General features: G+C 70.9%; 22 protein-coding genes and 1 tRNA gene. 8 read left to right on the top strand and 15 right to left on the bottom strand.

Going from position 1 to position 23,671, the window contains the following annotated elements:
• Window positions 1-5 precede the first annotated feature (5 nt).
• Both VGK78_RS13675 and VGK78_RS13680 read left to right on the top strand, forming a co-directional pair.
• Window positions 6-1,247 (top strand): ATP-grasp domain-containing protein, encoded by a 1,242-nt coding sequence (locus tag VGK78_RS13675; protein ID WP_331528211.1) that lies wholly within the window; start codon window positions 6-8, stop codon window positions 1,245-1,247.
• A 278-nt stretch (window positions 1,248-1,525) separates the two neighbouring features.
• Window positions 1,526-2,821 carry a DEAD/DEAH box helicase gene (locus VGK78_RS13680; RefSeq protein ID WP_331528212.1) on the top strand — a complete coding sequence of 432 codons (1,296 nt, stop codon included), beginning with the start codon at window positions 1,526-1,528 and terminating at the stop codon, window positions 2,819-2,821.
• A gap of 56 nt (window positions 2,822-2,877) precedes the next feature.
• Here the strand turns inward: VGK78_RS13680 and VGK78_RS13685 are convergent, their stop codons facing one another.
• The 3 genes from VGK78_RS13685 to VGK78_RS13695 are packed head-to-tail and all read right to left on the bottom strand — an operon-like array spanning window position 2,878 to window position 4,328.
• A complete protein-coding gene (locus VGK78_RS13685) occupies window positions 2,878-3,480 on the bottom strand; it encodes a LysE/ArgO family amino acid transporter (protein WP_331528213.1) in 603 nt (200 codons plus the stop codon).
• 17 nt (window positions 3,481-3,497) lie between these two features.
• The gene (locus tag VGK78_RS13690) at window positions 3,498-3,686 is read right to left on the bottom strand and encodes a hypothetical protein (RefSeq protein WP_331528214.1); all 189 of its coding nucleotides are present in this window, start codon (window positions 3,684-3,686) and stop codon (window positions 3,498-3,500) included.
• Between the two features lie 60 nt (window positions 3,687-3,746).
• Complete coding sequence (locus tag VGK78_RS13695) at window positions 3,747-4,328, bottom strand: cysteine hydrolase family protein (protein WP_331528215.1); 582 nt, start codon at window positions 4,326-4,328, stop codon at window positions 3,747-3,749.
• 53 nt (window positions 4,329-4,381) lie between these two features.
• On the opposite strand from VGK78_RS13695, the gene VGK78_RS13700 reads away from it, so the two are divergent.
• The gene (locus VGK78_RS13700) at window positions 4,382-5,368 is read left to right on the top strand and encodes a helix-turn-helix transcriptional regulator (RefSeq protein WP_331528216.1); all 987 of its coding nucleotides are present in this window, start codon (window positions 4,382-4,384) and stop codon (window positions 5,366-5,368) included.
• 21 nt (window positions 5,369-5,389) lie between these two features.
• Here the strand turns inward: VGK78_RS13700 and VGK78_RS13705 are convergent, their stop codons facing one another.
• Window positions 5,390-7,267: an acyl-CoA dehydrogenase gene (locus VGK78_RS13705; protein ID WP_331528217.1), complete on the bottom strand. Its 1,878-nt coding sequence runs from the start codon at window positions 7,265-7,267 to the stop codon at window positions 5,390-5,392.
• Window positions 7,268-7,472: 205 nt separating this feature from the next.
• On the opposite strand from VGK78_RS13705, the gene VGK78_RS13710 reads away from it, so the two are divergent.
• Complete coding sequence (locus VGK78_RS13710) at window positions 7,473-7,940, top strand: RrF2 family transcriptional regulator (RefSeq protein ID WP_331528218.1); 468 nt, start codon at window positions 7,473-7,475, stop codon at window positions 7,938-7,940.
• 9 nt (window positions 7,941-7,949) lie between these two features.
• On the opposite strand, the gene VGK78_RS13715 is transcribed toward VGK78_RS13710, so the two are convergent.
• The 3 genes from VGK78_RS13715 to VGK78_RS13725 all read right to left on the bottom strand — a co-directional run bounded on the left by VGK78_RS13715 (window position 7,950) and on the right by VGK78_RS13725 (window position 9,813).
• The gene (locus VGK78_RS13715) at window positions 7,950-8,585 is read right to left on the bottom strand and encodes a DUF2461 domain-containing protein (RefSeq protein ID WP_331528219.1); all 636 of its coding nucleotides are present in this window, start codon (window positions 8,583-8,585) and stop codon (window positions 7,950-7,952) included.
• Window positions 8,586-8,907: 322 nt separating this feature from the next.
• Window positions 8,908-8,983: transfer RNA gene (locus tag VGK78_RS13720), tRNA-Gly, on the bottom strand.
• A 59-nt stretch (window positions 8,984-9,042) separates the two neighbouring features.
• A complete protein-coding gene (locus tag VGK78_RS13725) occupies window positions 9,043-9,813 on the bottom strand; it encodes an SGNH/GDSL hydrolase family protein (protein ID WP_331528220.1) in 771 nt (256 codons plus the stop codon).
• 84 nt (window positions 9,814-9,897) lie between these two features.
• On the opposite strand from VGK78_RS13725, the gene dcd reads away from it, so the two are divergent.
• On the top strand, window positions 9,898-10,473 hold the full coding sequence (gene dcd / locus VGK78_RS13730) for a dCTP deaminase (RefSeq protein WP_331528221.1): 576 nt from the start codon (window positions 9,898-9,900) through the stop codon (window positions 10,471-10,473).
• Window positions 10,473-11,156 (top strand): NADPH-dependent F420 reductase, encoded by a 684-nt coding sequence (gene npdG, locus VGK78_RS13735; protein WP_331528222.1) that lies wholly within the window; start codon window positions 10,473-10,475, stop codon window positions 11,154-11,156. Before dcd ends, npdG begins: the two co-directional genes overlap by 1 nt.
• 119 nt (window positions 11,157-11,275) lie before the next feature.
• Here the strand turns inward: npdG and VGK78_RS13740 are convergent, their stop codons facing one another.
• The 8 genes from VGK78_RS13740 to VGK78_RS13775 all read right to left on the bottom strand — a co-directional run bounded on the left by VGK78_RS13740 (window position 11,276) and on the right by VGK78_RS13775 (window position 20,185).
• On the bottom strand, window positions 11,276-11,404 hold the full coding sequence (locus tag VGK78_RS13740; RefSeq protein WP_331528223.1) for a hypothetical protein: 129 nt from the start codon (window positions 11,402-11,404) through the stop codon (window positions 11,276-11,278).
• A 34-nt stretch (window positions 11,405-11,438) separates the two neighbouring features.
• Window positions 11,439-12,263 (bottom strand): DUF4097 family beta strand repeat-containing protein, encoded by an 825-nt coding sequence (locus tag VGK78_RS13745; protein WP_331528224.1) that lies wholly within the window; start codon window positions 12,261-12,263, stop codon window positions 11,439-11,441.
• A gap of 110 nt (window positions 12,264-12,373) precedes the next feature.
• Window positions 12,374-12,907, bottom strand: coding sequence for a toxin-antitoxin system HicB family antitoxin (locus VGK78_RS13750; RefSeq protein ID WP_331528225.1), 534 nt, complete (start codon window positions 12,905-12,907; stop codon window positions 12,374-12,376).
• A gap of 90 nt (window positions 12,908-12,997) precedes the next feature.
• Window positions 12,998-15,973 carry a heterodisulfide reductase-related iron-sulfur binding cluster gene (locus VGK78_RS13755; protein ID WP_331528226.1) on the bottom strand — a complete coding sequence of 992 codons (2,976 nt, stop codon included), beginning with the start codon at window positions 15,971-15,973 and terminating at the stop codon, window positions 12,998-13,000.
• Window positions 15,974-16,147: 174 nt separating this feature from the next.
• Window positions 16,148-16,915, bottom strand: a complete 768-nt coding sequence (locus VGK78_RS13760; protein ID WP_331528227.1) for an IclR family transcriptional regulator — start codon at window positions 16,913-16,915, stop codon at window positions 16,148-16,150.
• A gap of 22 nt (window positions 16,916-16,937) precedes the next feature.
• Window positions 16,938-18,182: an FG-GAP repeat domain-containing protein gene (locus VGK78_RS13765; RefSeq protein WP_331528228.1), complete on the bottom strand. Its 1,245-nt coding sequence runs from the start codon at window positions 18,180-18,182 to the stop codon at window positions 16,938-16,940.
• A gap of 36 nt (window positions 18,183-18,218) precedes the next feature.
• Window positions 18,219-18,722 carry a hypothetical protein gene (locus VGK78_RS13770; protein WP_331528229.1) on the bottom strand — a complete coding sequence of 168 codons (504 nt, stop codon included), beginning with the start codon at window positions 18,720-18,722 and terminating at the stop codon, window positions 18,219-18,221.
• Window positions 18,723-18,937: 215 nt separating this feature from the next.
• Window positions 18,938-20,185, bottom strand: coding sequence for a choice-of-anchor P family protein (locus VGK78_RS13775; RefSeq protein ID WP_331528230.1), 1,248 nt, complete (start codon window positions 20,183-20,185; stop codon window positions 18,938-18,940).
• A 187-nt stretch (window positions 20,186-20,372) separates the two neighbouring features.
• On the opposite strand from VGK78_RS13775, the gene hutH reads away from it, so the two are divergent.
• A complete protein-coding gene (gene hutH, locus VGK78_RS13780; RefSeq protein ID WP_331528231.1) occupies window positions 20,373-21,989 on the top strand; it encodes a histidine ammonia-lyase in 1,617 nt (538 codons plus the stop codon).
• The gene (gene hutU, locus VGK78_RS13785) at window positions 21,986-23,644 is read left to right on the top strand and encodes a urocanate hydratase (protein WP_331528233.1); all 1,659 of its coding nucleotides are present in this window, start codon (window positions 21,986-21,988) and stop codon (window positions 23,642-23,644) included. Before hutH ends, hutU begins: the two co-directional genes overlap by 4 nt.
• The last annotated feature ends 27 nt before the right edge of the window (window positions 23,645-23,671 follow it).

The raw sequence follows: 23,671 nt of genomic DNA on the forward strand, positions 1-23,671 counted from the left end.
ACCCCATGGCCGACACGAAGGACCACCTGATCGGACTGCTGCTCGGCGCCGAGGAGGACTGGCCGGAGGCGTTCGAGCAGATCCTGCGCTTCGTCGGGCCCCTGAACGTCGACGGGACCGAGCACCGGCTCGCCAGCGAGCGGCTGACCATCGAGCCGTTCGACCTCGGCGACCCGGTCCGCACCGGCCTCGTCATCGACCGCCTCGCCCACTGGTACTTCCACCCGCGCGAATGGCTGAAGAAGGCAGCCCTGGTCAACGGCACCTACCTGCTGAACAGCCCCTTCACATTCCAGTCGATGGAGAAGCACTCGGCGTACTGCGCGATGATCCGTCTCGGTCTCAAGGTGCCGACCACGATCCTGGTGCCCTACAAGAACCCGGTCGACAACCACCGCTGGACCTACACCAGCGAGAAGCACAACAAGCCGTTCGACCTCGACCTGATCGCCACCGAGGTCGGCTACCCGCTGTACATGAAGCCGTTCGACGGCGGCGGGTGGCGCGGCGTCAGCCGGGTGAACGACCAGCGCGACCTGCACACGGCGTACGACGACTCCGGCGAGATGCTGATGCACCTCCAGGCCACCGTCGACTACGACCACTTCGCCCGGGCGCTGTCGATCGGGCCGGAGACGATGGTGATGGACTTCCGCCCCGAGCAGCCGATGCACCAGCGGTACGCCGTCAGCCACGGCTTCCTCAGCGAGTCCGCCGGCAAGCAGGCGGTCGCCATCAGCCGGATCGTCAACGCCTTCTTCCACTGGGAGTTCAACTCCGCGGAGATGCTGGTCAAGGGCGACGAGGTCTACCCGATCGACTACGCCAACGCCTGCCCCGACGTGGCCGTCACCAGCCTCCACTACTACTTCCCGTGGGCGATCACGGCGCTGGTGAAGTGGTCGACGTACTGCCTGGTCACCGGCCGCCGCGCCAACGTCGACCTCGAGATGAGCAAGTACTTCGAGATCGCCGACTCCGACCGTTCCTACGACGAGAAGCTCGACGCCTACCTCGCGCTCGCCGACGAGCACTTCGAGACCGAGCGCTACCACGCCTGGTGCGCCGAGCACCTCGGCCACCTCGACGCAGCAGTCACCCAGTGGGTCGGCGGCGCCGACTTCGACCGGCTTCTCGTCGAGACGGTGCGCACGACCTATCCGGCCCACGAGCAGGAGAAGTTCCTCGCCCACTTCCGCGGCCTGGTCGGGATGTCGGTCGAGGACCGGTCGAAGGCTGCGGGATAGTCGCCGACGAATTGGCTGTCTCCCGTGGGCCGATGGCAGCCAGAACCTCGAGGACAATCGGGCGCGGTGGCGTGGCTCACCCCGCCGAGGATTCGGGTCGGAGTCACCGACGCGGGTAGGATCTGACGTGTCAGCGGCTCGCCGAGGCGGGCCGCATTCTTGATGCCCGGTGTGGTGCGCGACCCGTAGCAACGGAGTCGTGCGAGGCCAGTGATCGGGCGCCGAGCCCGTCGTCACCGTGGTCGCACATGCGCGTCCACCCGCACCGAAGGAACCACATGTCCGTCTTCACCGAGCTCCCCGCCGAGCTCGTCACAACCCTGTCCGAGCAGGGGATCACCGAGCCGACCCCGGTCCAGGCCGCGGTCGTCCCCGACGCCCTTGCGGGGTACGACGTGCTGGGCCGCGCCCGCACCGGCTCCGGCAAGACCCTGGCCTTCGGGCTGCCGATCCTGTCCAGGCTGGCCGGCCGTCGCTCACGTCCGTGCCACCCGCGGGCGCTGGTGGTCGTGCCGACCCGCGAGCTGGCCAACCAGGTCGCCCGCTCGCTCCAGCCCCTGGCCCACGCCCTCGGTCTGAAGCTGACCACGGTCTACGGCGGCACGCCGTACGAGAAGCAGACACGCCAGATCCGGCAGCGCGCCGATCTCGTCGTGGCGACGCCCGGCCGGCTCGAGGACCTCTTCGAGAACGGCTACGTCTTCTTCGACGACGTCGAGGTCACGGTGCTCGACGAGGCGGACCATCTGTGCGATCTCGGCTTCTACCCGGCCGTCGACAAGCTGGTCGGCCTCACCCCGGCCGGCAGCCAGCGCCTGCTGCTCAGCGCCACCCTCGACGGCGACGTCGACCTGCTGGTCCGCACACACCTCCGCGAGCCGCGGGTCCACGAGCTGGACCCGAACGCCGGCGCGGTCACCACGATGACCCACCACACGCTGACCGTCGGCGGGTTCCGCGACAAGATCGGAGCGCTGACCGGGCTCGTCGAGGCCAACGGACGCACCATCGTCTTCACCCGCACCCGCGAGAGCGCGACCCAGGTCGCGGAGGCGCTCACCGACTCCGGCGTACCCGCCGTCGATCTGCAGGGCAGCCTGTCGCAACGCGTCCGGGAGCGGAACCTCGAGCGTTTCTCCACCGGACAGGCGCAGGTGGTCGTCGCGACCGACGTCGCGGCGCGCGGCATCCACGTCGACGACGTCGGCCTGGTCGTGCACTTCGACGCCGCCGGGGACGCCAAGTCCTACCTGCACCGCAGCGGGCGTACGGCGCGCGCCGGCCGCGAGGGCTGCGTGGTCACGCTGACGACTCCGCGGGCCGTCGCCCAGGTGGTGCGGCTCCAGCAGTCCGCCGGCGTCGAGGTGCTCCACCACGACCTGCGCACCGCTCCCCGCCCGATGACCGCCGAGGCCCTGGCCGAGACCGGCCACCCCGGCCCGATCCGCACCCACGACACCTCGCGACCGCACCGCTCGGGTCCCCGCAGCCCCCACCGCGGCCAGACCCGGCGCCCCGCGGGCAGGTCCTACGCCGGCCGGCCCCGGCGCCAGGGGAAGCGCCCCGTCGGATAGTCCCCGACGAAATGGTCGTCCCGGGACCGGTCGACCCGACCACATCGGCGGAACCATCAGCCCCGCGCCAGCTGGTAGGCGATCGTCAGCATCGTCAGCCCGATCAGGACGTCGAGCACGCGCCAGGCCCCCGGCCGCGACAGCAGCGGGGCGGCCAGGCGGGCGCCGTACCCGAGGCCGGTGAACCACACGATGCTGCCCAGGCCCGCGCCGGCTCCGAACCACCACTTGCCGCTCGGCCCGTGGTGCGCGGCGATCGAGCCGATCAGGAGCACGGTGTCGAGGTAGACGTGCGGGTTGAGCCAGGTGAGCGCGACCGTCTGCACCAGCGCCCCGCGCAGGCGCGGTTCAGCCTCCGAGGACGCGGTCAGCGCGTCCGGGTGGCCGGCCCGCCAGAGGGACCGGACGCCGTACGCCGTGAGGAAGGCGACGCCCAGCCAACGCACGACGTCCAGCGCGGTCGGCGCGTGCTGCACGATCTCGCCGATGCCGACCACGCCGGCACCGATCAGCACCAGGTCGGAGACCGCACACACCGCGACCACCGGCCCGACGTGCTGCCGGAGCAGGCCCTGCCGCAGCACGAACGCGTTCTGCGCCCCGATCGCGACGATCAGCGAGAGCCCGGTCAGCAGACCGGCGACCAGGGCGTCGAGCACCCCTGGAGGTTAGTGAGTCACGCGCGCGGCTCGCGGTTGCGTCCCGCCAGCAGAGCCACCGCGAAACCGATGATGGCGACGATGACGCAGATCCAGCCGACCGTGTCGGCGGCGACGTGGTCGGTGACACTCGTGGGCAGGTCCACCGCGTGGGTGAGCAGGACGAGGCCGATGATGAGCAGGACCACCGAGATGCCGATACCCATGGGTTCTCCTTCCGTCGGAGGGTTCGTACCCCGGCCGGCGGAGCCTCAAGCACCCGAGGGCTACACGGAGAACTCCACCTCGTCGGCGTTGACGACCTTCGTCGTGACGCCGGGGTACGCCGTGTCCTCCACGAAGAAGTTCGTGTACGCGATCATCTGCTCGGCACCGATCGGGACCTTCGTGCCGTCGGGGAGCGGCAGCGGCCACGGGCCCACATCCGTCGTGTGCCCGTCCGCGACCAGGGTGACGTCGTACCCCTCGATCTGCGAGCGCTGGGCGGTCGAGCGGATGCACGCGTCGGTCGCGGCGCCGCAGATGACCAGGTGGCCGACGCCGAGCCGGTCCAGCTCCGCGCGTAGCCCGGTCTCGACGAACGAGTCGAGGTACTCCTTCTCGACCACGGTCTCACCGTCGCCCGGTCGGACCTCCTCGACGATCTGCCAGCCCTCGGTGCCGCGTTCCAGCGGCGAGCCGCCCGCGTGGTGTTGCACCCAGATCACCGGCGCGCCGACGTGCTTGGCCCGGTCGATCAGCCCGCGGATGTTCCCGATCACCTCGTCGCGCCGATAGCCGTCGGCGGTGTTGGCGTTCTGGACGTCGATCACCAGCAGGGCCGAGGTGCGGTTCGTGTCGTCAGTCATGGCGTCTACGCTAGGGCCGAAACCGGACAGTTCATGACCGGATGAGGTGAGACGTGACCGGCAGTCCCGCGGGCCGTGTGCTGGCCCTGCTCGAGCGGGTGCAGGAGCACCCGGGCCTGACCGCGCCGCGCCTCGCCGACGAGTTGGGCGTCAGCGAGCGCACCGTCCGCCGGTACGTCACCACGCTCCAGGAGCTGGGCATCCCGGTCGAGGCCGGCCGTGGTCGGTACGGCGGCCACCGGCTGCGCCCCGGGTACCGGATGCCGCCGCTGATGCTGAGCACCGACGAGGCCGTCGCCATCACCCTGGCCCTCGCGCTGTCCGACGGCGCTCCCGGTGACGACGCGCCCGCGACGACGGCCCTGACCAAGCTGCGGCACGTGCTGCCCCGCGGCGTCTCCGACCGGGTCCACGCGGTGCTGGACGCCGTCGTGCCGCCGACCGCGGACACCCGGCGACCGGGCGCCGACCCCGGGTCGGTCGCGGCGTTGGCGGCCGGCGTGGTCGAGCGCCGTCGCTGCCGGGTGCGACACCGCAGCACCGACGGCACCTCGACGGTGCGCGAGCTCAACCCGTACGGCCTGGCGGTCGTCTTCGGCTCGCTGTACGTCCACGGGTGGTGCCACCTCCGGCAGGCACGTCGTACCTTCCGGGTCGACCGCATCGACCGGGTCGACCTGCTGGGCCGGACCTTCCGGATGCCGGCGGGGTTCGACGTCGCCGAGGCGGTCGAGCGGTCACTGGCCCTGGCGCGTCCGGAGTGGTCGGTCTCGCTGCTGATGGAGGCACCGCTCGCCGACGTCGAGCCGTGGATCCCGCGGTTCCTGGGCGTCTGCGAGGCGGTCGACGCCGCGACGACGCGGGTGCGGTCGTCGACCAGCAACCCCGACTACTTCGTGCTCCGGATCAGCGACCACCCGTTCGCGATGACGGTCGAGGAGCCGGACGCCGTACGGGAGGCGTTCGCCCGCGCGGCGGAGCGGTTCGCCCACGCCGCGCGACTCCCCGCGCCCGACGCCGAGCGCGTCGCGTCCGCCTGACGCTCCGCCCGCGAACGGCCGTCAGAAGCTGCTCTCGTCGAGGTCCATCAGGGAGAGGTCGGTGTGCTCGACGATGCTGCGCTCAGCGGAGAGCCGGGGCAGCGTGGTCTGGGCGAAGAACTGCGCCGCCGCGACCTTGCCGTCGTAGAACGCGCGGTCCCCGGCCGAGACCTCGCCGGCCAGCTTGTCCAGCGCCACCTGGGCGCCGCGCAGCAGCAGCCAGGCGCAGACGACGTCACCGAGCACCATCAGCAGGCGACTGGTGTTCAGGCCGACCTTGTAGATGTTGCGTACGTCGCCGCCCTCGGCCGAGGGGTCGGCGCTCATCAGGTCCTCGATCATGTGGCCGACGATCGCCTGGGCGTCCTCGAGCGCGGTGGCGAGCAGACCGCGCTCGACCTTGAGCCGGCCGTTGCCCCCCTCGCCGTCGACGAAGGCCCGGATCTCGTCCGCCAGGTGGCCGAGCGCGCGGCCCTGATCCTTGACGATCTTGCGGAAGAACAGGTCCTGGCCCTGGATCGCGGTCGTGCCCTCGTACAGGGTGTCGATCTTGGCGTCGCGGACGTACTGCTCGATCGGGTAGTCCTGCAGGAAGCCGGACCCGCCGAACGTCTGCAGCGACTCGGTGCCGAGCAGCACCCACGAGCGCTCCGACCCGTAGCCCTTGACGATCGGCAGCAGCAGGTCGTTGACGGCCACCGCGAGGTCATCCGTCTCGCCGTTGTGCTCGGCCACCATCACCCGGTCCTGCCAGGAGGCGGTGTAGAGGACCAGCGACCGCATCGCCTCGGCGAACGACTTCTGCGTCATCAGCGAGCGGCGTACGTCGGGGTGGTGGGTGATCGTCACCCGCGGTGCGGTCTTGTCGGCGGCCTGGGTCAGGTCGGCGCCCTGCACCCGCTCCTTGGCGAACTCCAAGGCGTTCAGGTAGCCGGTCGAAAGAGTGGCGATGGCCTTGGTGCCGACCATCATCCGGGCGTTCTCGATGACCTGGAACATCTGCGCGATGCCGTCGTGCACCTCGCCGAGCAGCCAGCCGCGGGCCGGCTCGCCGCCGCCCACGCCCGGGTCACCGAAGGTGAGCTCGCAGGTGTTGGAGACCTTGATCCCCATCTTGTGCTCGACGCCGGTGACGTAGACGCCGTTGCGCTCACCGGTCAGCTCGCCCGTCTCGACGTCGAAGTGGAACTTCGGGACGACGAACAGGCTCAGCCCCTTGGTGCCGGGACCGCCGGCGCCCTCGACGCCGTGCGGACGGGCGAGCACGAGGTGGATCACGTTGTCGCTGAGGTCGCTCTCGGCGGAGGTGATGAAGCGCTTGACGCCCTCGATGTTCCAGGTGCCGTCGTCGTTCGGCGTGGCCTTGGTGCGCCCGGCGCCGACGTCGGAGCCGGCGTCGGGCTCGGTGAGCACCATGCTCGTGATCCAGCCGCGGTCGACGATCAGGCGGGCGATCTTCTTGTCGCGCCCGTTGCCGTTGCGGTTGAGGACGCCGGCGAACATCGGCCCCGCGCCGTACATCCAGATGGCGGGGTTGGCGCCGAGCACCATCTCGCCGATGGCCCACTCCATGGTCGACGGCGCGGGCGTCCCGCCGAGGTCGGCCTGGGTGGCGATCCGCCAGTACTCGGCGTCCATCCAGGTGCGGTAGCTCTTCTTGAAGGACTCGGGCAGGGGCGCGGTGTGGGTGTCGGGGTCGAACACCGGGGGCGTCCGGTCGGACTCCTCGAAGGACGCCGCGAGGTCCTCGCGAGCGATCCGGTCGACCTCCGCCAGGATCTCGCGCGCCGTCTCGCCGTCCACCTCGGCGAACGGTCCGGTGCCGAGGACCTCGTCCCGGCCGAGCACCTCGAAGAGGTTGAACTCGATGTCGCGGAGGTTGCTCCTGTAGTGCCCCATGTGCCTACCTGTCCGGATCGGTGCGGGTCGTCCCGGGCTGGGAAGCCCGGTCCTGAGTACGGCTACTCATCAGTAACTTGATTCTGCCTCGCGACCGTGGGCAGGGCAACCGGTTCCGGCGTACGCCGGGTCTGACCACGCCGCACGTGTGAGCGAGGCCACGAGCCCTGCCGGGCCCGTCCGGCCGTTCTGGGAGACTGCACGCATGCGAGTCTCCGCGAAGGCTGACTACGCGCTGCGGGCCCTGATCGAGATGGCCGCGCGCGCTGACGGCCCGTCGGTGCGGCCGGTCAGCGCCGAGGAGCTCGGCAAGCTGCAGGAGATCCCGCACAACTTCCTGCAGGCCATCCTGGCCGACCTGCGGAGGGCCGGGATCGTGCACGCACAGCGGGGTCAGTCGGGTGGCTGGCGGCTGGCCAAGGCCGCCGACGGTGTCACGGTGGCCGACGTGATCCGGGCCGTCGACGGTCCGCTGGTCTCGGTCTACGGCCTCCGCCCGGAGGCGGTCTCCTACAACGAGCGTGCGGACGCGCTCCAGCGGGTCTGGATCGCCGCAAGGCACTCGCTGCGTGACGTCTTCGAGGAGGTCAGCGTGGCCGACCTCGCCGCCGGCGAGCTGCCGCCGGGCGTCGCGAAGCTGACCGAGGACGAGGACGCCTGGCAACCGCACTGAGGGTGGGCGTCAGCTCTCGACGTCGGTCACCCACTCCACGAACGGGCGCAGGGTGCGCCAGTCGTCGCGCACCGCCTCCAGCAGCTCGGGGGTGTGGATGATCGGCTCGAACCCGTAGTCGTGACCGATCGTCAGGGACTTGTGGCGGAGCAGGTTGATGCGGGGGTGGCTGAGGTCGTAGCCGCGCGGGGCGGTCTTCAACACGTGCCCGCCGATCACCCAGCCGTTGGCCTCGAGCTTCTTGATCATCTGCGCCAGCTCGTTGCCGCGGCGGTCGTCGTCGATCGCGGTGCGGATGTGCGCGATCCGCTCCCCGGTCGCGTCGTAGAAGCCGGCGCCGGTGCGAATCCCTCGGGCCGAGACCTCGACGTACCAGCCGGTGGCCGGCCCCACCTCGACGAAGGCGCCCTGCGCCGTCTTGTACGGCGTCTTGTCCTTGGCGAAGCGGACGTCGCGGTAGGGGCGGAACACCTTGGCTTCGCCGAACTCCTCGGCGAGCGCCGCGCAGAGGGCCACCATCGGCCTTTTGACGGAGTACTCGTAGGTGCCTTTGTGCTTCTCCCAGAAGCTGCGGGAGTTGTCGACCTCGAGGTCGTCGTAGAAGTCGAGGGCCTGGCTGGGGAATCCGGTGAACTCGGCAGGCATATCTCGAGGGTACGAGCACCGGGCGCCTAGAGGGCGTCCGCTGAGGCCGGTCGTGACCTGCTCGTCACCGGTTCGGAAGTACGTCGTGACCGTCCGGAGCGGGCGGGACTCTCCGAATGGCGGCCCGGGACACAGACGTCCGGGGGGCAGTGGAGCGGATGACGAGGCTCGAACTCGCGACATCGACGATGGGCACTGTGTCGCGCTCGGGCGGGACCTGGGGTCCCGGGGGGCAGTGGAGTGGATGACGAGGCTCGAACTCGCGACATCGGCGATGGGCACTGGGTCGCGCTCGGGCGGGACCCGGGGTCCCGGGGGGCAGTGGAGCGGATGACGAGGCTCGAACTCGCGACATCGACCTTGGGAAGGTCGCGCTCTACCAACTGAGCTACATCCGCGTGCCGGCGGACCGGCGTGGAGGATCGTACCCGAGCACCCGCCCCTGGTCAGATCGGCGTCAGATCGGTGTCAGGGTGGGCCGCTTGGCGGTGACGCTGTCGCCGGAGGACCGCCCGGTGAGTCGGCGCCTGATCCAGGGCGCCGCGTGCTTGACGACCCAGTCCAGGTCCGCCCGCTTGCCGGCCCGGAAGGGAGTGTCGCCCAGGGACCCGGTCGGGTCGGAGAGGTCCAGGTCGTGGGGTACGCCGAGGGTGTCGAGCACCTCGATCGCGACCGCGCGGTGGCCGAGCGGACCCAGATGGAGCCGGTCCTCCGACCACATCAGCGCAGGCTGCTCGGGCCGCATCCGCCACGAGTCGAGCACGACGGCGCCGTGCCGGTCGGCGATCTCACGGACACGTTCGTTGTAGACCGCGAAGCGTCCGCGGAGCCGGGCGAACGGGCCACCGCTTCCGGGGTCGAACGCCGTGAACACTCCCACGGTCGCGCCGGTGGCGGCGAGCTTGCCGACCGCCTCGTCGTACGCCTCGCCGAGGGCGTCGATGTCGACGCGCGGGCGGATCAGGTCGTTGCCGCCGGCGTAGATCGTGACCAGGTCGGGTGACAGGGCGAGCGCCGGCTCGACCTGCTCGTCGAGAACGCGTCGCATCATCCTGCCGCGGACGGCCAGGTTGGCGTAGCCGAAGTCGCCGCTGAGCGTGGCGAGCACCTCGGCCACCCTGTCGGCCCAGCCGCGTACGCCGTTGGGTCGCGACGGGTCCGCGTCGCCGACGCCTTCGGTGAACGAGTCCCCGAGCGCGACGTACCGGTGGAAGACGGGCGCGGTCACGCTGGCATGCTGCCAGAGGGCTGGTTTCGAGACGGTCGCAGGGCGACCTCCTCAACCGGCGAGGACGGCCGGTAGCGTGCGCGTGTGCTGCTCAGCGACCGCGACATCCTCGCCGAGATCGACGCCGGCCGGATCGTGATGGAGCCGTGGGAGCCCGAGATGCTGCAGCCGTCGTCGATCGACGTGCGGCTCGACCGCTTCTTCCGGGTGTTCGAGAACCACCGCTATCCGCACATCGACCCGGCGGCCGACCAGTCCGACCTGACCCGGATGGTCGAGCCGGAGGGGGAGGAGCCGTTCATCCTGCACCCGGGCGAGTTCGTGCTGGGGTCGACGTACGAGGTCTGCACCCTGCCCGACGACGTCGCGGCCCGCGTCGAAGGCAAGTCGTCGCTGGGGCGCCTCGGCCTGCTCACGCACGCCACGGCCGGATTCGTCGACCCGGGCTTCTCCGGTCACGTCACGCTCGAGCTGGCGAACGTCGCGACCCTGCCGATCAAGCTCTACCCGGGCATGAAGATCGGCCAGTTCTGCTTCTTCCGGCTCTCGTCGCCGTCGGAGCACCCGTACGGCTCGGAGAAGTACGGCTCGCGCTACCAGGGCCAGCGCGGCCCGACCCCCTCTCGCTCGTTCCAGAACTTCCACCGGACGCCCATCTGATGACCGAGCTGAACCCCGAGCTCGAGGGCTTGACGGTCGCTGTCCTCGGCGGCACGGGTCCGCAGGGTCGTGGGCTGGTACGCCGGTGGGCCGCGGCCGGCATCTCGACCGTCATCGGCAGTCGCGACGCCGACCGGGCCGCCGGGGTCGCCGCCGAGCTGGCCGGCGCGACCGGAGGCGACGTGCGCGGGCTCGACAACGCCGACGCCGCTGCCGCCGGGGACGTCGTGGTCGTCGCCGTGCCGTACGACGGCCACGCCGACCTGCTTCGGTCGCTGGTGGGCGTGCTCGCCGGCAAGGTCGTCGTCGACTGCGTGAACCCGCTCGGCTTCGACAAGCAGGGCGGCTATGCGCTGCCGGTGCCCGACGGCTCGGCAGCGCAGGAGGCGGCGGCGCTCCTTCCCGACTCGGTCGTCGTCGCTGCGTTCCACCACGTCAGCGCGGTGATCCTGAGCGACCCCGAGATCGACTCGGTCGACACCGACGTGATGGTGCTCGGTGAGGGCGAGCACCGCGACGCGACCGACCTGGTCCGGGCGCTCGCCGAGGCGATCCCCGGCGTCCGCGGGGTGTACGCCGGCCGGCTCCGCAACGCCCACCAGGTCGAGGCGCTGACGGCCAACCTGATCGCGATCAACCGCCGCTACAAGGCTCACGCCGGGCTGCGCGTCACCGACGTCTGAGCGCTGCGGCGCGGCTGCCCTGCGCCAACCGGAAACTGGCCCACAAACGGCGCTGGACAGGCTCGTCCAGCGCCGTTTGTGGGCCAGTTTGTCGCTCAGGTCCGGCTCGGAGGCCTCGCTCACAGCCAGCTGAGGCGGCGGATCCGCCGGTGGCGGCGGCGTACGCCGGTGGGCCGGGCTCGGTGGGTCGGGTGGATGCGGTCCTCGATCAGGTAGCGGGCCTGGGCCTCGATCACGGTCTCGTTCATGGCGGTTCTCCTCTTCGGTGGTATGTGGTGGTGGTCAGACTTCGGTCAGGGTGATGTCGCCGCTGACGGTGCGGGCCTGGAGCTCGACGTGCTCCTGACCCTCCTGCGGGGCGCCGACGCTCTCGATGTGGGAGCGGATGGTGCCGGTCACGGTGTTGATGTCGGCCCAGACCGGGGTGCCGGCCGGGATGCCGATCTCGACGTCGCTGCTGGCGCCCTTGAGGCTGACCCGGCCGCGGCGTGCGGTGCCGACGCTCAGGTCGCCGCTGCCGGTCGACATGGAGAGGTCGGCGTTTGCAGTCACGACCCGCAGGTCGCCGGATCCGGTCTTGACGACCGTCTTCGCGTTGGTGGTGCCGACCTCGACGTCGCCGGAGCCGGTCGAGACGTTGAGGTTGCCGAGGCAGGCGCCCACCGAGATGTCGCCGGAGCCGCTCTTGACCTGCAGCTCGGCGAGGGCCTCGGAGACCTCGACGTCGCCCGACCCGGTCTCGCACCGGCCGGGGCCGGTGAACGTGTCGCAGGTGACGTCGCCGGAGCCGGTCTTCAGGCGGGCCTCGTTCACCTGGCCCTCGATCTCGATGTCGGCGCTGCCGGTCTTGACCGCGACGTTGCTGGACGTGGGCAGCTCGACGGTGACGTCGAGCTCGCGGTCGCGGCCGCTGAACCAGCTGCCGCCGTCCTTGGGCCCGATCACCGAGAGCCGGTTGCCCTCGAAGGTCACCGTGACCTCGTCGGCGTCGCGGCCCTCGATGTCGAGGGTCGTGGTCGTAGTGCCGGTGGCGCGGATCTCGACCTTGCCCTTGCCGATCTCGACGTAGAGCTCGATCGGCTCGGGAGTCTCGAACTGGCGGTTCATCTGGTGCCTCCTGGTGGCGGGTTGATGAAGGGTGTGACGTGCCGGGGGAGCGGCCTCGTGCCGTCCCCTGGGGGAATGGGTGGGGTGGTGTGTCGGTGGTTTTCCTGCGGTCAGAGCCAGCCGGTCATCCGCTTGCCGCCGCGGCGGCCCCGGCCCTCGAACGGATCACCGCCGCCGAAGAACGGAAGGCTCGACAGGTCGATGTCGACGTTGATCGCGCCCTCGCGGGTGGCCGCGCGGACGACGTTGACCAGCCAGGTGTTGAGCGACTGGCCGGCCTCGGCGGCGCGCTCCTCGGCCTTGGCCTTGACGGACTCGGGGATGCGGAGGGTGATCCGGGCCAGGTTGCCGTCCTCGACGTCCTCCGGCGACGGGGGCGGCGGGGGCGCCGGCGGGGTCGGCGTGGCGACGTGCACGAGGAAGTCGAGGTCGCGACCATTGAGGCGTACGTCGACCCCACCGTTCGGCATCTCGGCGGTGATCTCGGCGGCGGCCTGCGAGACCGCCTCCATGATCGCCAGCCGGGCGCTGGACTCGAGGGCGAAGCCGAGTCGCTCGGCGGCGTGGCGGGTCTCCTCGCCGGCGGAGTCGGCGGCGGAGGCGAGCGAGGACCGGAGGCTCTCGACGTACGGGGTGATGTCCATGTGCATCACTATGACATCACGATGATGTCATGTCAAGCATCTGCTGACACCAAATGATGTCATCGCGGTGTCACGCGGTGCTTCCGCTGGTCAGAGGTCGAAGAGCGAGGTGCTTTCGTCGATCGCCACATCCGAACGCGGCTCCCGTCGATCCGACTTCTGGGGCTCGTCCGACTCGCCCGGCTCCTCCGACTCGCCCGGCTCCTCCGATGCCTCCGGCTCGTCCGGTGCCTCCGGCTCGTCGGGCTCGGCCGACGACTCGGGTTCCGCGGGCGCGGCGATGTCGAAGAGCGAGGCGCCTTCGGGGATCTCGTTGGTCGACTCCTGCGGCGCGGCCCGCGGTGCCTCGGGCGACGGTTCGGCCGGCTCCTGGGCCGGCTCCTGGGCCGGCTCCTCGGCCGGCTCCTCGGCCGTCGCCTCGCCGGTCGGTTCCTCAGGAGCCGAGGGGCGAGGCGCCTCGGAGGGCTCGATGTCGAAGAGCGAGCCGCTCGCCGAGGGGGTGCTCGCCTCGACCTCGGGGGCGGCCTCGGGCTCGGTGGTCGAGGCCTCGGACTCCGGCGAGGTGCCCGCGATGTCGAACAGCGAACCGCCGTCGGAGGTCGCGGTCGCGTCCGTCCGCCCCTCGGCGGCCGAGGGGAGATCCGTCGAGTCCTCGGCAGCTCCGAGGTCGAACAGGGAGCCGCCCGTCGCCTCCACGGATTCGGCCGACGGGGCGGGGGCGGTCTCGGGCTTCTCGTCCGCCGGAGCGTCGAAGAGCGAGGAGCCCGATGACGGCGCGGCCTCGGCGGCCGGGCCGACGTCCTCGGTGCCGGTGACGGTGTCCGGGGTCTGCGTGACGTCACCGGGAGCCGGTTCGGCCACGGTCTCGGTCGATCGCCCTGCCGGCGCGGAGACACCGGGGGCTGCGCGGGTGGCAGACTCGCCCCGCACCGACGCCAGCAGCATCTGCGCGACGTCGAGCACCTCGACCTCTTCGCGCGCGTTCCCGTCGGCCTGCTCGGAGGTGAGGCCGTCGGAGAGCATCACCCGACAGAACGGGCAGCCGACGGCGATCTGGTCGGCGCCCGTGCCGACCGCCTCGCGCGTGCGGTTGACGTTGATCCGCTCGCCGATCGTCTCCTCCATCCACATCCGGGCTCCACCGGCGCCGCAGCAGAAGGAGCGTTCCTGCGACCGCTCCATCTCGACGTACGACGCACCCGGGAGCACCTGCAGCAGCTCGCGGGGCGGTGCGTAGACCTGGTTGTGCCGGCCCAGGAAGCACGGGTCGTGGTAGGTGATCGACCGCTTCGCGGCACCGGGTCCGTCGGCGATCGGGGTCAGCCGGCCCTCGCGGACCAGCCGGTTGAGCAGCTGGGTGTGGTGGACGACGTCGAGCTCGAGGCCGAGGTCGCGGTACTCGTTCTTCAGCGTGTTCAGGCAGTGCGGGCAGGTGGTGACGACCTGCTTGACCTTGTACTCGGTGAGCGTCTCGACGTTCTGCGCGGCCAGGCCCTGGTAGACGAACTCGTTGCCGGAGCGGCGGGCCGGGTCGCCGGTGCAGGTCTCGCCGTTGCCGAGCACCCCGAACGAGACGTCGGCGAGGTGCAGCAGCTCGGCCACCGCGCGGACGGTCTTCTTGGCGCGGTCCTCGTAGGCACCTGCGCAGCCGATCCAGAACAGCCAGTCGACCGACTCCAGCGACTCGAGGTCCTCGCCCACGACCGGCACCTCGAAGTCGAGGCCCTTGGCCCAGTCCATCCGCGCCTGGGCGGACATGTTCCACGGGTTGCCCTTGCCCTCGAGACCGCGGAACAGCTGGTTGAGCTCGCTGGGGAAGTTGTTCTCGACGAGCACCTGGTAGCGGCGCATGTCGACGATGTGGTCCACGTGCTCGATGTCGACGGGGCACTGGTTCACGCACGCGCCGCACGAGGTGCACGACCACAGCACGTCCGGGTCGATCACGCCGTAGGCCGACTCGTCCGCGATCAGCGGGCGCTCCAGCTCCTTGAGCGCACCCTCCGGGGCAGCCTTGCCCGAACCGTCGGCCAGGAGGGCAGGTGCGGATGCGAGAGCGTGGTCGCGCAGGTTCATGATCAGCAGCTTCGGCGAGAGCGGCTTCTCGGTGTTCCAGGCCGGGCACTGCGACTGGCAGCGGCCGCACTCGGTGCAGGTGGCGAAGTCGAGGAGGCCCTTCCAGGTGAAGTCCGCGATCGAGCCGACGCCGAGCTTCGCGTCCTCGTCGAGGTCCTCGATGTCCTCCAGGGTGACCGGCTTGCCCTCGGAGATCAGGGGCTTGACGGCACCGAGCGCGACAGGACGACGGCCGAAGAGCACGTTCAGCGGCGCGACGAAGATGTGCAGGTGCTTGGAGTTCAGCACGAAGATCAGGAACACCAGCATCACGCCGATGTGCAGCAGCAGCCCGACGCCTTCGAGGACGTCGAGGGTGTCGTGGGACAGCCCGTCCAGGAGGTTGCCGACCCCGATCGAGACGAACGCGCCGTCGTCGTACGGCAGGTTCTCCAACGCCGACGACGCCCCGCGGAACAGGAACATCGACCAGATGACGTTGAAGATCATGAACAGCGTGATCCACGCCCCCGACAGGTGCGAACCGAAGAACCGCGAACGGCGGCCCAGGTCTTTCGGGGCGTTGCGGAGCCGGATCCAGACGAACGTGAGGATGCCGAGGAACGCCATCGCGGCGATGAAGTCCTGCAGGAAGCCGAGCAGCCACCAGTGCCCGACCAGCGGGATCGCCCAGTCGAGCCTGTCGAGGCCGAACAGGATCCCGATCAGGTTCCCGTACGCCTCGAGGTAGACCGTCGCCAGGATCACGAAGGCCCAGAACACGAAGAAGTGCGCGGCGCCCGGCACCGTCCACTTCAGCAGCTTCTTCTGGCCGAAGACCTCGACCAGCTGTCGCTTGACGGCGAGCCCGATCCTGCTGGTGACTCCCGCGACCCGGTCGGGCGCGGGCTGGCCGCTGGTGATCAGCCGGTAGAGGAACAGCACCCGGCGCCCCGCGATCGGCAGCGCGATCGCGTTGAGCAGCAGCCCCAGGATCAGTACGGCGGTCACAGTCACTCCCAGCGTCGGGACGGTCTCATCGTCGGGTCGTGGTCCGGTCGATCGTCGGGGCGATGGTCCGGATCGGCCCGACCCTACGACCAGCCGGACCCGGGCGTCATCGGGGGACGACCAGCGGATCTTACCGACTGGTAACTTCTGTCGGGCAGATCCGTGGCTGACGTCTCAGGCCGGTCCGCCCAGACGTTGCGTCAGGGCGCCGGCCGAACGGCGTACCTCCGCGGCGAGGGCGTCGGGGTGCACGCTCTCGCCGGTGTCGGGCCCGCTCGCGAACGTGACCGCCAGGCCGGCGACCGGGTGCCGGTTGTGGTCGAGGACGGGCGCGGCGACGCTCGCGAACCCCGGTGTCACCTCTCCCTCTTCCGTCGCGTGCCCGCGCCGGCGCGTCTCGGACAGCACGGACCGCAGCGCGCTCAGGGTCCGCGGACCGGTGCCGTGCCGGTCGACGAACGCTGCCGGGTCCGGGTAGAGGGCGCGCACCTGGGCGGCGGGCAGGGCGGAGAGGATCGCGCGTCCGCTGGCGGTCAGGTGGGCCGGGAGCCGGACCCCGACGTCGGTGACCAGCGGGGGCCGCCCCGGCGCGCGCTCCTCGACGACGTACAGCACGTCCCGGCCGTGCAGCACCGCGAGATGTGCGCTCTGACCGGTGAGGTCGACGAGGTCGGCGAGGGTTCGGCGGCTGATCAGCTGGAGTGGCTCCTGTCGGCTGAACCCGCTGCCCACCTCGAACGCCGCGACGCCCAGCCCGTAGCGGTGCTCCTCGGGGAGGTGCACGACGAAGCCCTCCTCGATCATCGCCGTCACCAGGTGGTACGCCGTGGAGCGAGGCAGGCCGCAGGCCCGGGCGATCCGGTCCAGCGGGACCGGCTCGGGCTGGCCGGCCAGGAACCGAAGCACGCGCAGCGCCCTGGTGGCCGCCGGTACCTGACCCATGGGCGCGATCGTCCCACGGTCGTCAGCCCTGGGGTCCTCGTTCCGGCGCCCAGCCCCATCGGTCGAGGCCGGCGCACCGGGTGCGCGTGAGGGTCTGCAGCCGGAGGTAGCCCGCGGTCCCTCTGCTCACCGTGCGGAGGCCCGCCGACACGGTGACGCCGCGCACGCGGTACCGCGTCCGCGTGAGCCGGTACGACGAGGCGCCGGTCTGCTCCAGGTCGAGCTCGGTCGGACCTCCCGGTTCGCAGACCCAACCCTCGAAGAGGTCACCTTCGCCGTCGTCCCACTGCGGTCGGTCCCCGGGGAAGTGGACCACTCGGAGCTGCCCGTCGGCGAGGGTGAGAACCGATGTACCGGTGGCGCAGAGGCGGTACCCCGCGCCACACCCCAATGCCGTACCACCCACCAGAACGTCGACACGACCGTCGCCGGTGAGGTCGGCGAGGCCCTGAAGCCGCATCGTGGGATCCCTGAGCAGGCGTAGTCGGAGCGTCCGGCTGCCGACGTGAGCCGTGACCAGTCCCGACGGACGTACGACGACGAGGTCCGGGTGCCCGTCCCCGTCGAGATCGGCTCGACCCCAGGTCGGCAGGCCGAAGGGTGAGAACCTCGAGTGCACACTGATGGCCACGTTGCGCGACGGTGGCCGTGCGGAGATCTGCCAGCTCCCGATGGCTCCGACACGGACGCGCTGATCCCCCTCGTCCTGAGGGCAGAAGGCGAGGCGGGCCGCGTCTCGTGGGATCGAACCCGCCAGGGTCCCCGCACCGAGGGGAAGGGTGACCACGATCGACGCGACCCGGGCCGGCTCGAGCGTCGTGTCGCAGCGGAACTTCGCCACCGGGAAGGCCGGGGAGTGTCGGGCGTCGACAAGCACCGGCTCGCGGCGATCGGGTCCGAGCCAGCGATCGGTGACCGAGAACGGAAGAGCCGATCCCCTGGAGTCCAGGAACCTGACGCGGGGCGGTGTGCCCCACAGCGTGCAGGGCGGTCCGGACACCAGGTGGATCGACCAGACCTCGTAGCCCTCTCCGCCGGCGCCGTCCGGCGTGGCAGGGCTGAGCCGGAGCTGGCCCGGGCTGCACCCCGGCGGCAACAGCGTCAGGCCGTGACGGGACCGGCCGCCTACGTCGTGGGTCGATGGCCGGGGCTGAGCGGTCGTCGGCGTCGGAGCCGGAGTCGTGCTCGCGGAAGGATGCCGTCCGGTGCCACATCCGGTCAGCAGAGCGGTGACGGCCAGGGTGGCGACGACGCGTCGTGTGCCCACGGGGATGAGACGCCCGGGGCTGCACGGATGTTGGGATCAGTCGGCGCGCCTCCGCGGCGGAGTCTCCTCGCCGGAGCTGTCGGTGGGCTCGGCCGGTACGCCGGCCTCGGCGGGATCCGTCCGCGGTCCGGTGGTGGCCCGGGGCGCCGGGTCAGCCGGCATTTCCGAGCGTTCGTCGTTCCAGACGTCCGGCTGGTAGTCGCCGGCCCGGGTGTCGACATCGGGGTCGAGCCGGTCGGCCTCGCGGAGTCGGTCCTCGTACCCGGCCTGCTCCATCTGATGGCTCTTCTCCGCGGTGGCGGCTCGTTCCTCGGCGCGCTCTGCCTCGGACCGGGCGAGGTCCGCGCGTGCCCGCAGCTCCTCGGTACGACGCTGCGACTCGGCCAGATCCGAGGCCTGGCCGGAAGCTTCCTGCCGCAACTGTTCGGCGCGGCCACGGCGCTGTCCGGTCCGTCGCTTGCTGCCGAGTGACACGACCACGGCGGCGATCACGACCAGGACGACGACGATCACGATCACCCAGATCAACCAGGCTGGCATGGCACGCTTCCTCTCCCGCTCCTAGCCCGACGCGCTCCACGCGCGATGATCTCGACGCTAGGACCGGCCCGCCCGCCGCACCTCCACCCAAGGGGTGGGCATGTGGACGGGCGGGCCGGTAGGCCTCCCAGCCGCCTCGAGCCGGGATACGGACAGCGGGGTCGGAGTGGGGGGACGGCGACCCCGCTGCCCTGTGGGGAAGGGCTGCGCAGGGGTCAGTGCGTGAGCGAGTGGATCTTCAGCCGCGCCTCGGCCAGGTTGATCACGGCCCCGGACCCGTCCAGGAGCGTGATGCGCAGACCGATCACGGAGATCCCGCTGTGGGTGCGGGTCACCACGGCGCGCTCCAGCTTGGCCACGCCCGGGATCTCCAGGACTCCGGTCTTCGGGAACGTCTGCGCCTGGCCGGACACCGTGACGGAGCCGAGCCGCGTGCCCTTGATGGTCTTCGTGACGCCGCTCGGAGTCCGGTCCACGGTCACCCGCCCGACGATGCCGTCGATCTCGACCTGGCCGCCCAGGCGGATCTGGTTGACCTCGGCGCGCGAGACGCCGTGCGCACGGTGGTCGCCCTGAACGCCGCGCTCGCTGGAGCTGGCACCCTTCACGACGATCTGCCCGCCGAGGTCGAGCGACGCGAGCGACTTCTCGATGGTCTTGCCGTAGGTGCCCTGGCACGGCATGGGGGTGAGTGGGTTGGAGCCGCTCTTGAGAGTGCTGTTGCCCGCGGTGACGACGTGGGTGGCGGCCGAGCGGCCGCTGAAGAGACCGCCGGTGAGCCCGGAGTTGAGGGCCGCGTGCGAGCGCGCGAGCCGGACCGACGTACCGGTGGCCAGGACGTCGACGCGCAAGGCGTAGGCGGTGGCGATGGCTCCGTTGCCCCAGTGGTGTGTTGCGTGCTGCCCGGCGTACACGGTCGCCAGGCCGGGAATCGTGAGCGGTTGGTCGGGCGTCGGCGCCGGGAACGTCTGGGCCGGCCCGACCGGGGGCGTGAAGGTGAGGGCGCCGATCTGCGTGGTCGTCACGGCGTGGAAGCCGGAGCCGTTGTGGTAGGCCTTGGCGCGCGAGTTGATCGTGCTGACCTCCAACGACCCGAGCTGGCTCTGCGCGAGGACGAGTTTGGCGATCGAGTGGCTCGAGTGCGACGCGACCACGCCGTTCCGGGAGGTCGTCCAGACCTGGGTCTTGACGCCCGTCGCCTGGCCGACGCCGGGCAGGGTCGCCTCGTCGATGTTGTTGGTCCGCCACTTGCCGGCCTTGTTCGTGCAGCTGATGCCCTGGTACGCCGTGGTCCCCGAGCCGGCGGGGACCTGGCCGCCGATGACGCGTGTGCCGAATCCCGTGGCCTTGAACGCGAACGTGGTGATCTTCGTGGCCGTCCCGGCATACGTCGGGCCGGCCGTGAGGGCCAGCCCGATGGAGAGTGGGACGATTGCCACCGCGAGAGCGGTGCGGTGCTTCATACAGTGCTCCTATCCCCGTGTTGACCTGCACTCAACGACACCTCGATCGAGCGGGTCACGGGAAACCCGGACTTTTTACCTCCCTCGTCGCCGCGGCAGGTGTCACGTGTGACTTGTCTCGGATCCCAGACAGCAGTACCCGCTCGGCCGGTGGCGTCGCCGTTGCGCCCGGGAGTTGGATGACGTCATGGAGACCGTACGGGTGGGCGTCGGCCCCGTGTCCGTCGATGACGTGCTGGCCGTGGCCCGGAGCGACGCCTCGGTCGAGCTGACCGACGACGCTCTGGCGGCGATCGACCGGGCGCGCGCGGTCGTGGAGGAGCTGGCGGCTGCCCCGATCCCGGCGTACGGGATCTCGACGGGGTTCGGCGCGCTGGCGACGCGGCACATCCCGGCCGAGCTGCGCGAGCAGCTCCAGCGCTCGCTGATCCGCTCGCATGCAGCCGGCTCCGGCCCGGAGGTCGAGCGCGAGGTGGTGCGCGGGCTGATGCTGCTGCGGCTCTCGACGCTGGCGACGGGGCACACCGGCGTACGACGTGAGACCGCGCAGATGATGGCCTCCCTGTTGTCGGCGGGGATCACGCCGGTGGTCCGGGAGTACGGCTCGCTCGGCTGTTCCGGCGACCTGGCCCCGCTGGCGCATTGCGCGCTGGTGCTGATGGGCGAGGGTGACGTCCGCGACGCGGGTGGGACGTTGATGCCCGCTGCCGACGCCCTTGCCGCCGCGGGCCTGTCGCCGGTGCAGCTGGGAGCCAAGGAAGGCCTGGCGCTGATCAACGGCACCGACGGCATGCTGGCGATGCTGGTGCTGGCGATCGCCGACCTGCGCCGGCTGCTGCGGACCGCAGACATCTCGGCCGCGATGAGTGTCGAGGCGCAGATGGGCACCGACCGGGTCTTCGCCGCCGACCTCCAGGAGCTCAGGCCGCAGGTGGGACAAGGGCTCTCGGCGTCCAACCTCACCCGGGTGCTGGCGGGGTCGGGAGTGATGGCGAGCCACCGGGAGGACCGCTTCCATCGGGTGCAGGACGCCTACTCGCTGCGCTGCTCGCCTCAGGTGCACGGCGCCGCGCGTGACACCGTCGACCACGCCGCGAACGTTGCGGGCCGGGAGCTCGCCAGCGCGATCGACAACCCGGTGATCGTCTTCGACGAGGTCGGAGGTCTGGGGGCGGAGCCCCCATCGGGGGTCCCCGGGGGCGGGGCCCCCGGGCGGGTCGAGTCGAACGGCAACTTCCACGGCGCCCCGATCGCCTACGTGCTGGACTTCCTGGCGATCGTGGCGGCCGACGTCGCGTCCATCTCGGAACGCCGCAGCGACCGGTTCCTCGACCGCGCGCGCAACCACGACCTCCCGCCGTTCCTGGCCGACGACCCCGGGGTCGACAGCGGCCTGATGATCGCGCAGTACACACAGGCCGCGATCGTCTCCGAGCTCAAGCGCCTCGCGGTCCCGGCGAGCGTCGACTCGATCCCCTCCAGCGCTATGCAGGAGGACCACGTCTCGATGGGGTGGAACGCCGCGCGCAAGCTACGTCGCTCGGTCGACGGGCTGACCCGCGTCGTGGCGATCGAGCTGATGACCGCGGCCCGCGGGCTCGAACTCCGGACCACCACCGGCGACACCGCGGGCACCACCCCGGCGCCGGCCACCGGTGCCGTCGTACGGCTCCTGCGTGAGCACGGCGTCGGCGCCGCCGGTCCCGACCGTTTCCTGTCTCCCGAGATCGAGACCGCCGTCGCGCTGGTCGCCTCGGGTGCCGTCCTGTCTGCCGTCGAAGATCAGATCGGAGAGCTCTCATGAGCGACAACCCGCGCCTTCCCATCCACGCACCCCACGGCACCGAGCTGTCCGCCAAGAGCTGGCAGACCGAGGCGCCGCTGCGGATGCTGATGAACAACCTCGACCCCGAGGTGGCCGAGCGACCGGAGGACCTGGTCGTGTACGGCGGCACCGGCAAGGCCGCGCGCACCTGGCCGGCGTACGACGCGCTGCTGGCGACGCTGCGCGACCTCGAGGACGACGAGACGATGCTCGTCCAGTCGGGCAAGCCGGTCGGCGTGATGAAGACCCATGAGTGGGCGCCGCGGGTCCTGATCGCGAACTCCAACCTGGTCGGCGACTGGGCCAACTGGGAGGAGTTCCGCAAGCTCGACGAGATGGGCCTGATCATGTACGGGCAGATGACCGCCGGCTCGTGGATCTACATCGGCACCCAGGGCATCCTGCAGGGCACCTTCGAGACCTTCGCGGCGGTCGCGGACAAGCGCTTCGGTGGCACTCTCGCCGGCACCATCACCGTCACGGCCGGCCTCGGCGGCATGGGCGGCGCGCAACCGCTCGCCGTGACCATGAACGACGGCGTCGCGATCTGCATCGAGTGCGACCAGTCCCGGATCACGCGACGGATCGAGCACCGCTACCTCGACGAGCAGGCCGACTCGCTGGAGGACGCGGTACGCCGTGCCGTCGCGGCGCGCGACGAGAGGCGGCCGCTCTCGATCGGCGTGCTCGGGAACGCCGCGGAGCTGCTGCCACAGCTGCTGGAGATGAACGCGCCGATCGACATCGTCACCGACCAGACCTCGGCGCACGACCCCCTCTCGTACCTGCCGACCGGGGTGCCGTTCGAGGACTGGCACGACGCGGCAGCCCGCGACCCGAAGGGCTTCACCAAGGACGCCCAGGCGTCGATGGCCGCGCACGTGCGGGCGATGGTGGAGTTCCAGGACGCCGGCGCCGAGGTCTTCGACTATGGGAACTCGATCCGCGACGAGGCGCGCAAGGGCGGCTACGAGCGGGCATTCGAGTTCCCCGGCTTCGTGCCGGCGTACATCCGCCCCTTGTTCTGCGAGGGCAAGGGCCCCTTCCGGTGGGCGGCGCTGTCCGGAGACCCGGCCGACATCGAGGCGACGGACCGGGCCATCCTGGAGCTGTTCCCCGACAACGATCGGCTGCGCAAGTGGATCACCATGGCCGAGGAGCGGGTGCACTACCAGGGTCTGCCGGCGCGGATCTGCTGGCTGGGGTACGGCGAGCGGCACCTGGCGGGCCTGAAGTTCAACGAGATGGTGCGCAGCGGTGAGCTCATGGCGCCGATCGTGATCGGCCGCGACCACCTCGACTGCGGGTCGGTCGCCTCGCCCTACCGCGAGACCGAGGGCATGCTGGACGGCTCGGACGCCATCGCGGACTGGGCGATCCTGAACGCGCTGGTGAACACGGCGTCCGGCGCCACCTGGGTCTCCTTCCACCACGGCGGCGGCGTCGGGATGGGTCGGTCGCTGCACGCCGGCCAGGTCTGCGTCGCCGACGGCACGGACCTGGCCGCGCAGAAGATCGAGCGGGTCCTCACCAACGACCCGGGGATGGGAGTGATCCGGCACGTCGACGCCGGCTACGACCGGGCGGTCGAGGTGGCCGGGCAGCGCGGCGTACGCATTCCTATGCGGTCCTGATCCAGGTCGTCCGCCTCACAGGAACCT

This window comes from Nocardioides sp., from assembly GCF_036503465.1.
Taxonomy (GTDB): domain Bacteria; phylum Actinomycetota; class Actinomycetes; order Propionibacteriales; family Nocardioidaceae; genus Nocardioides.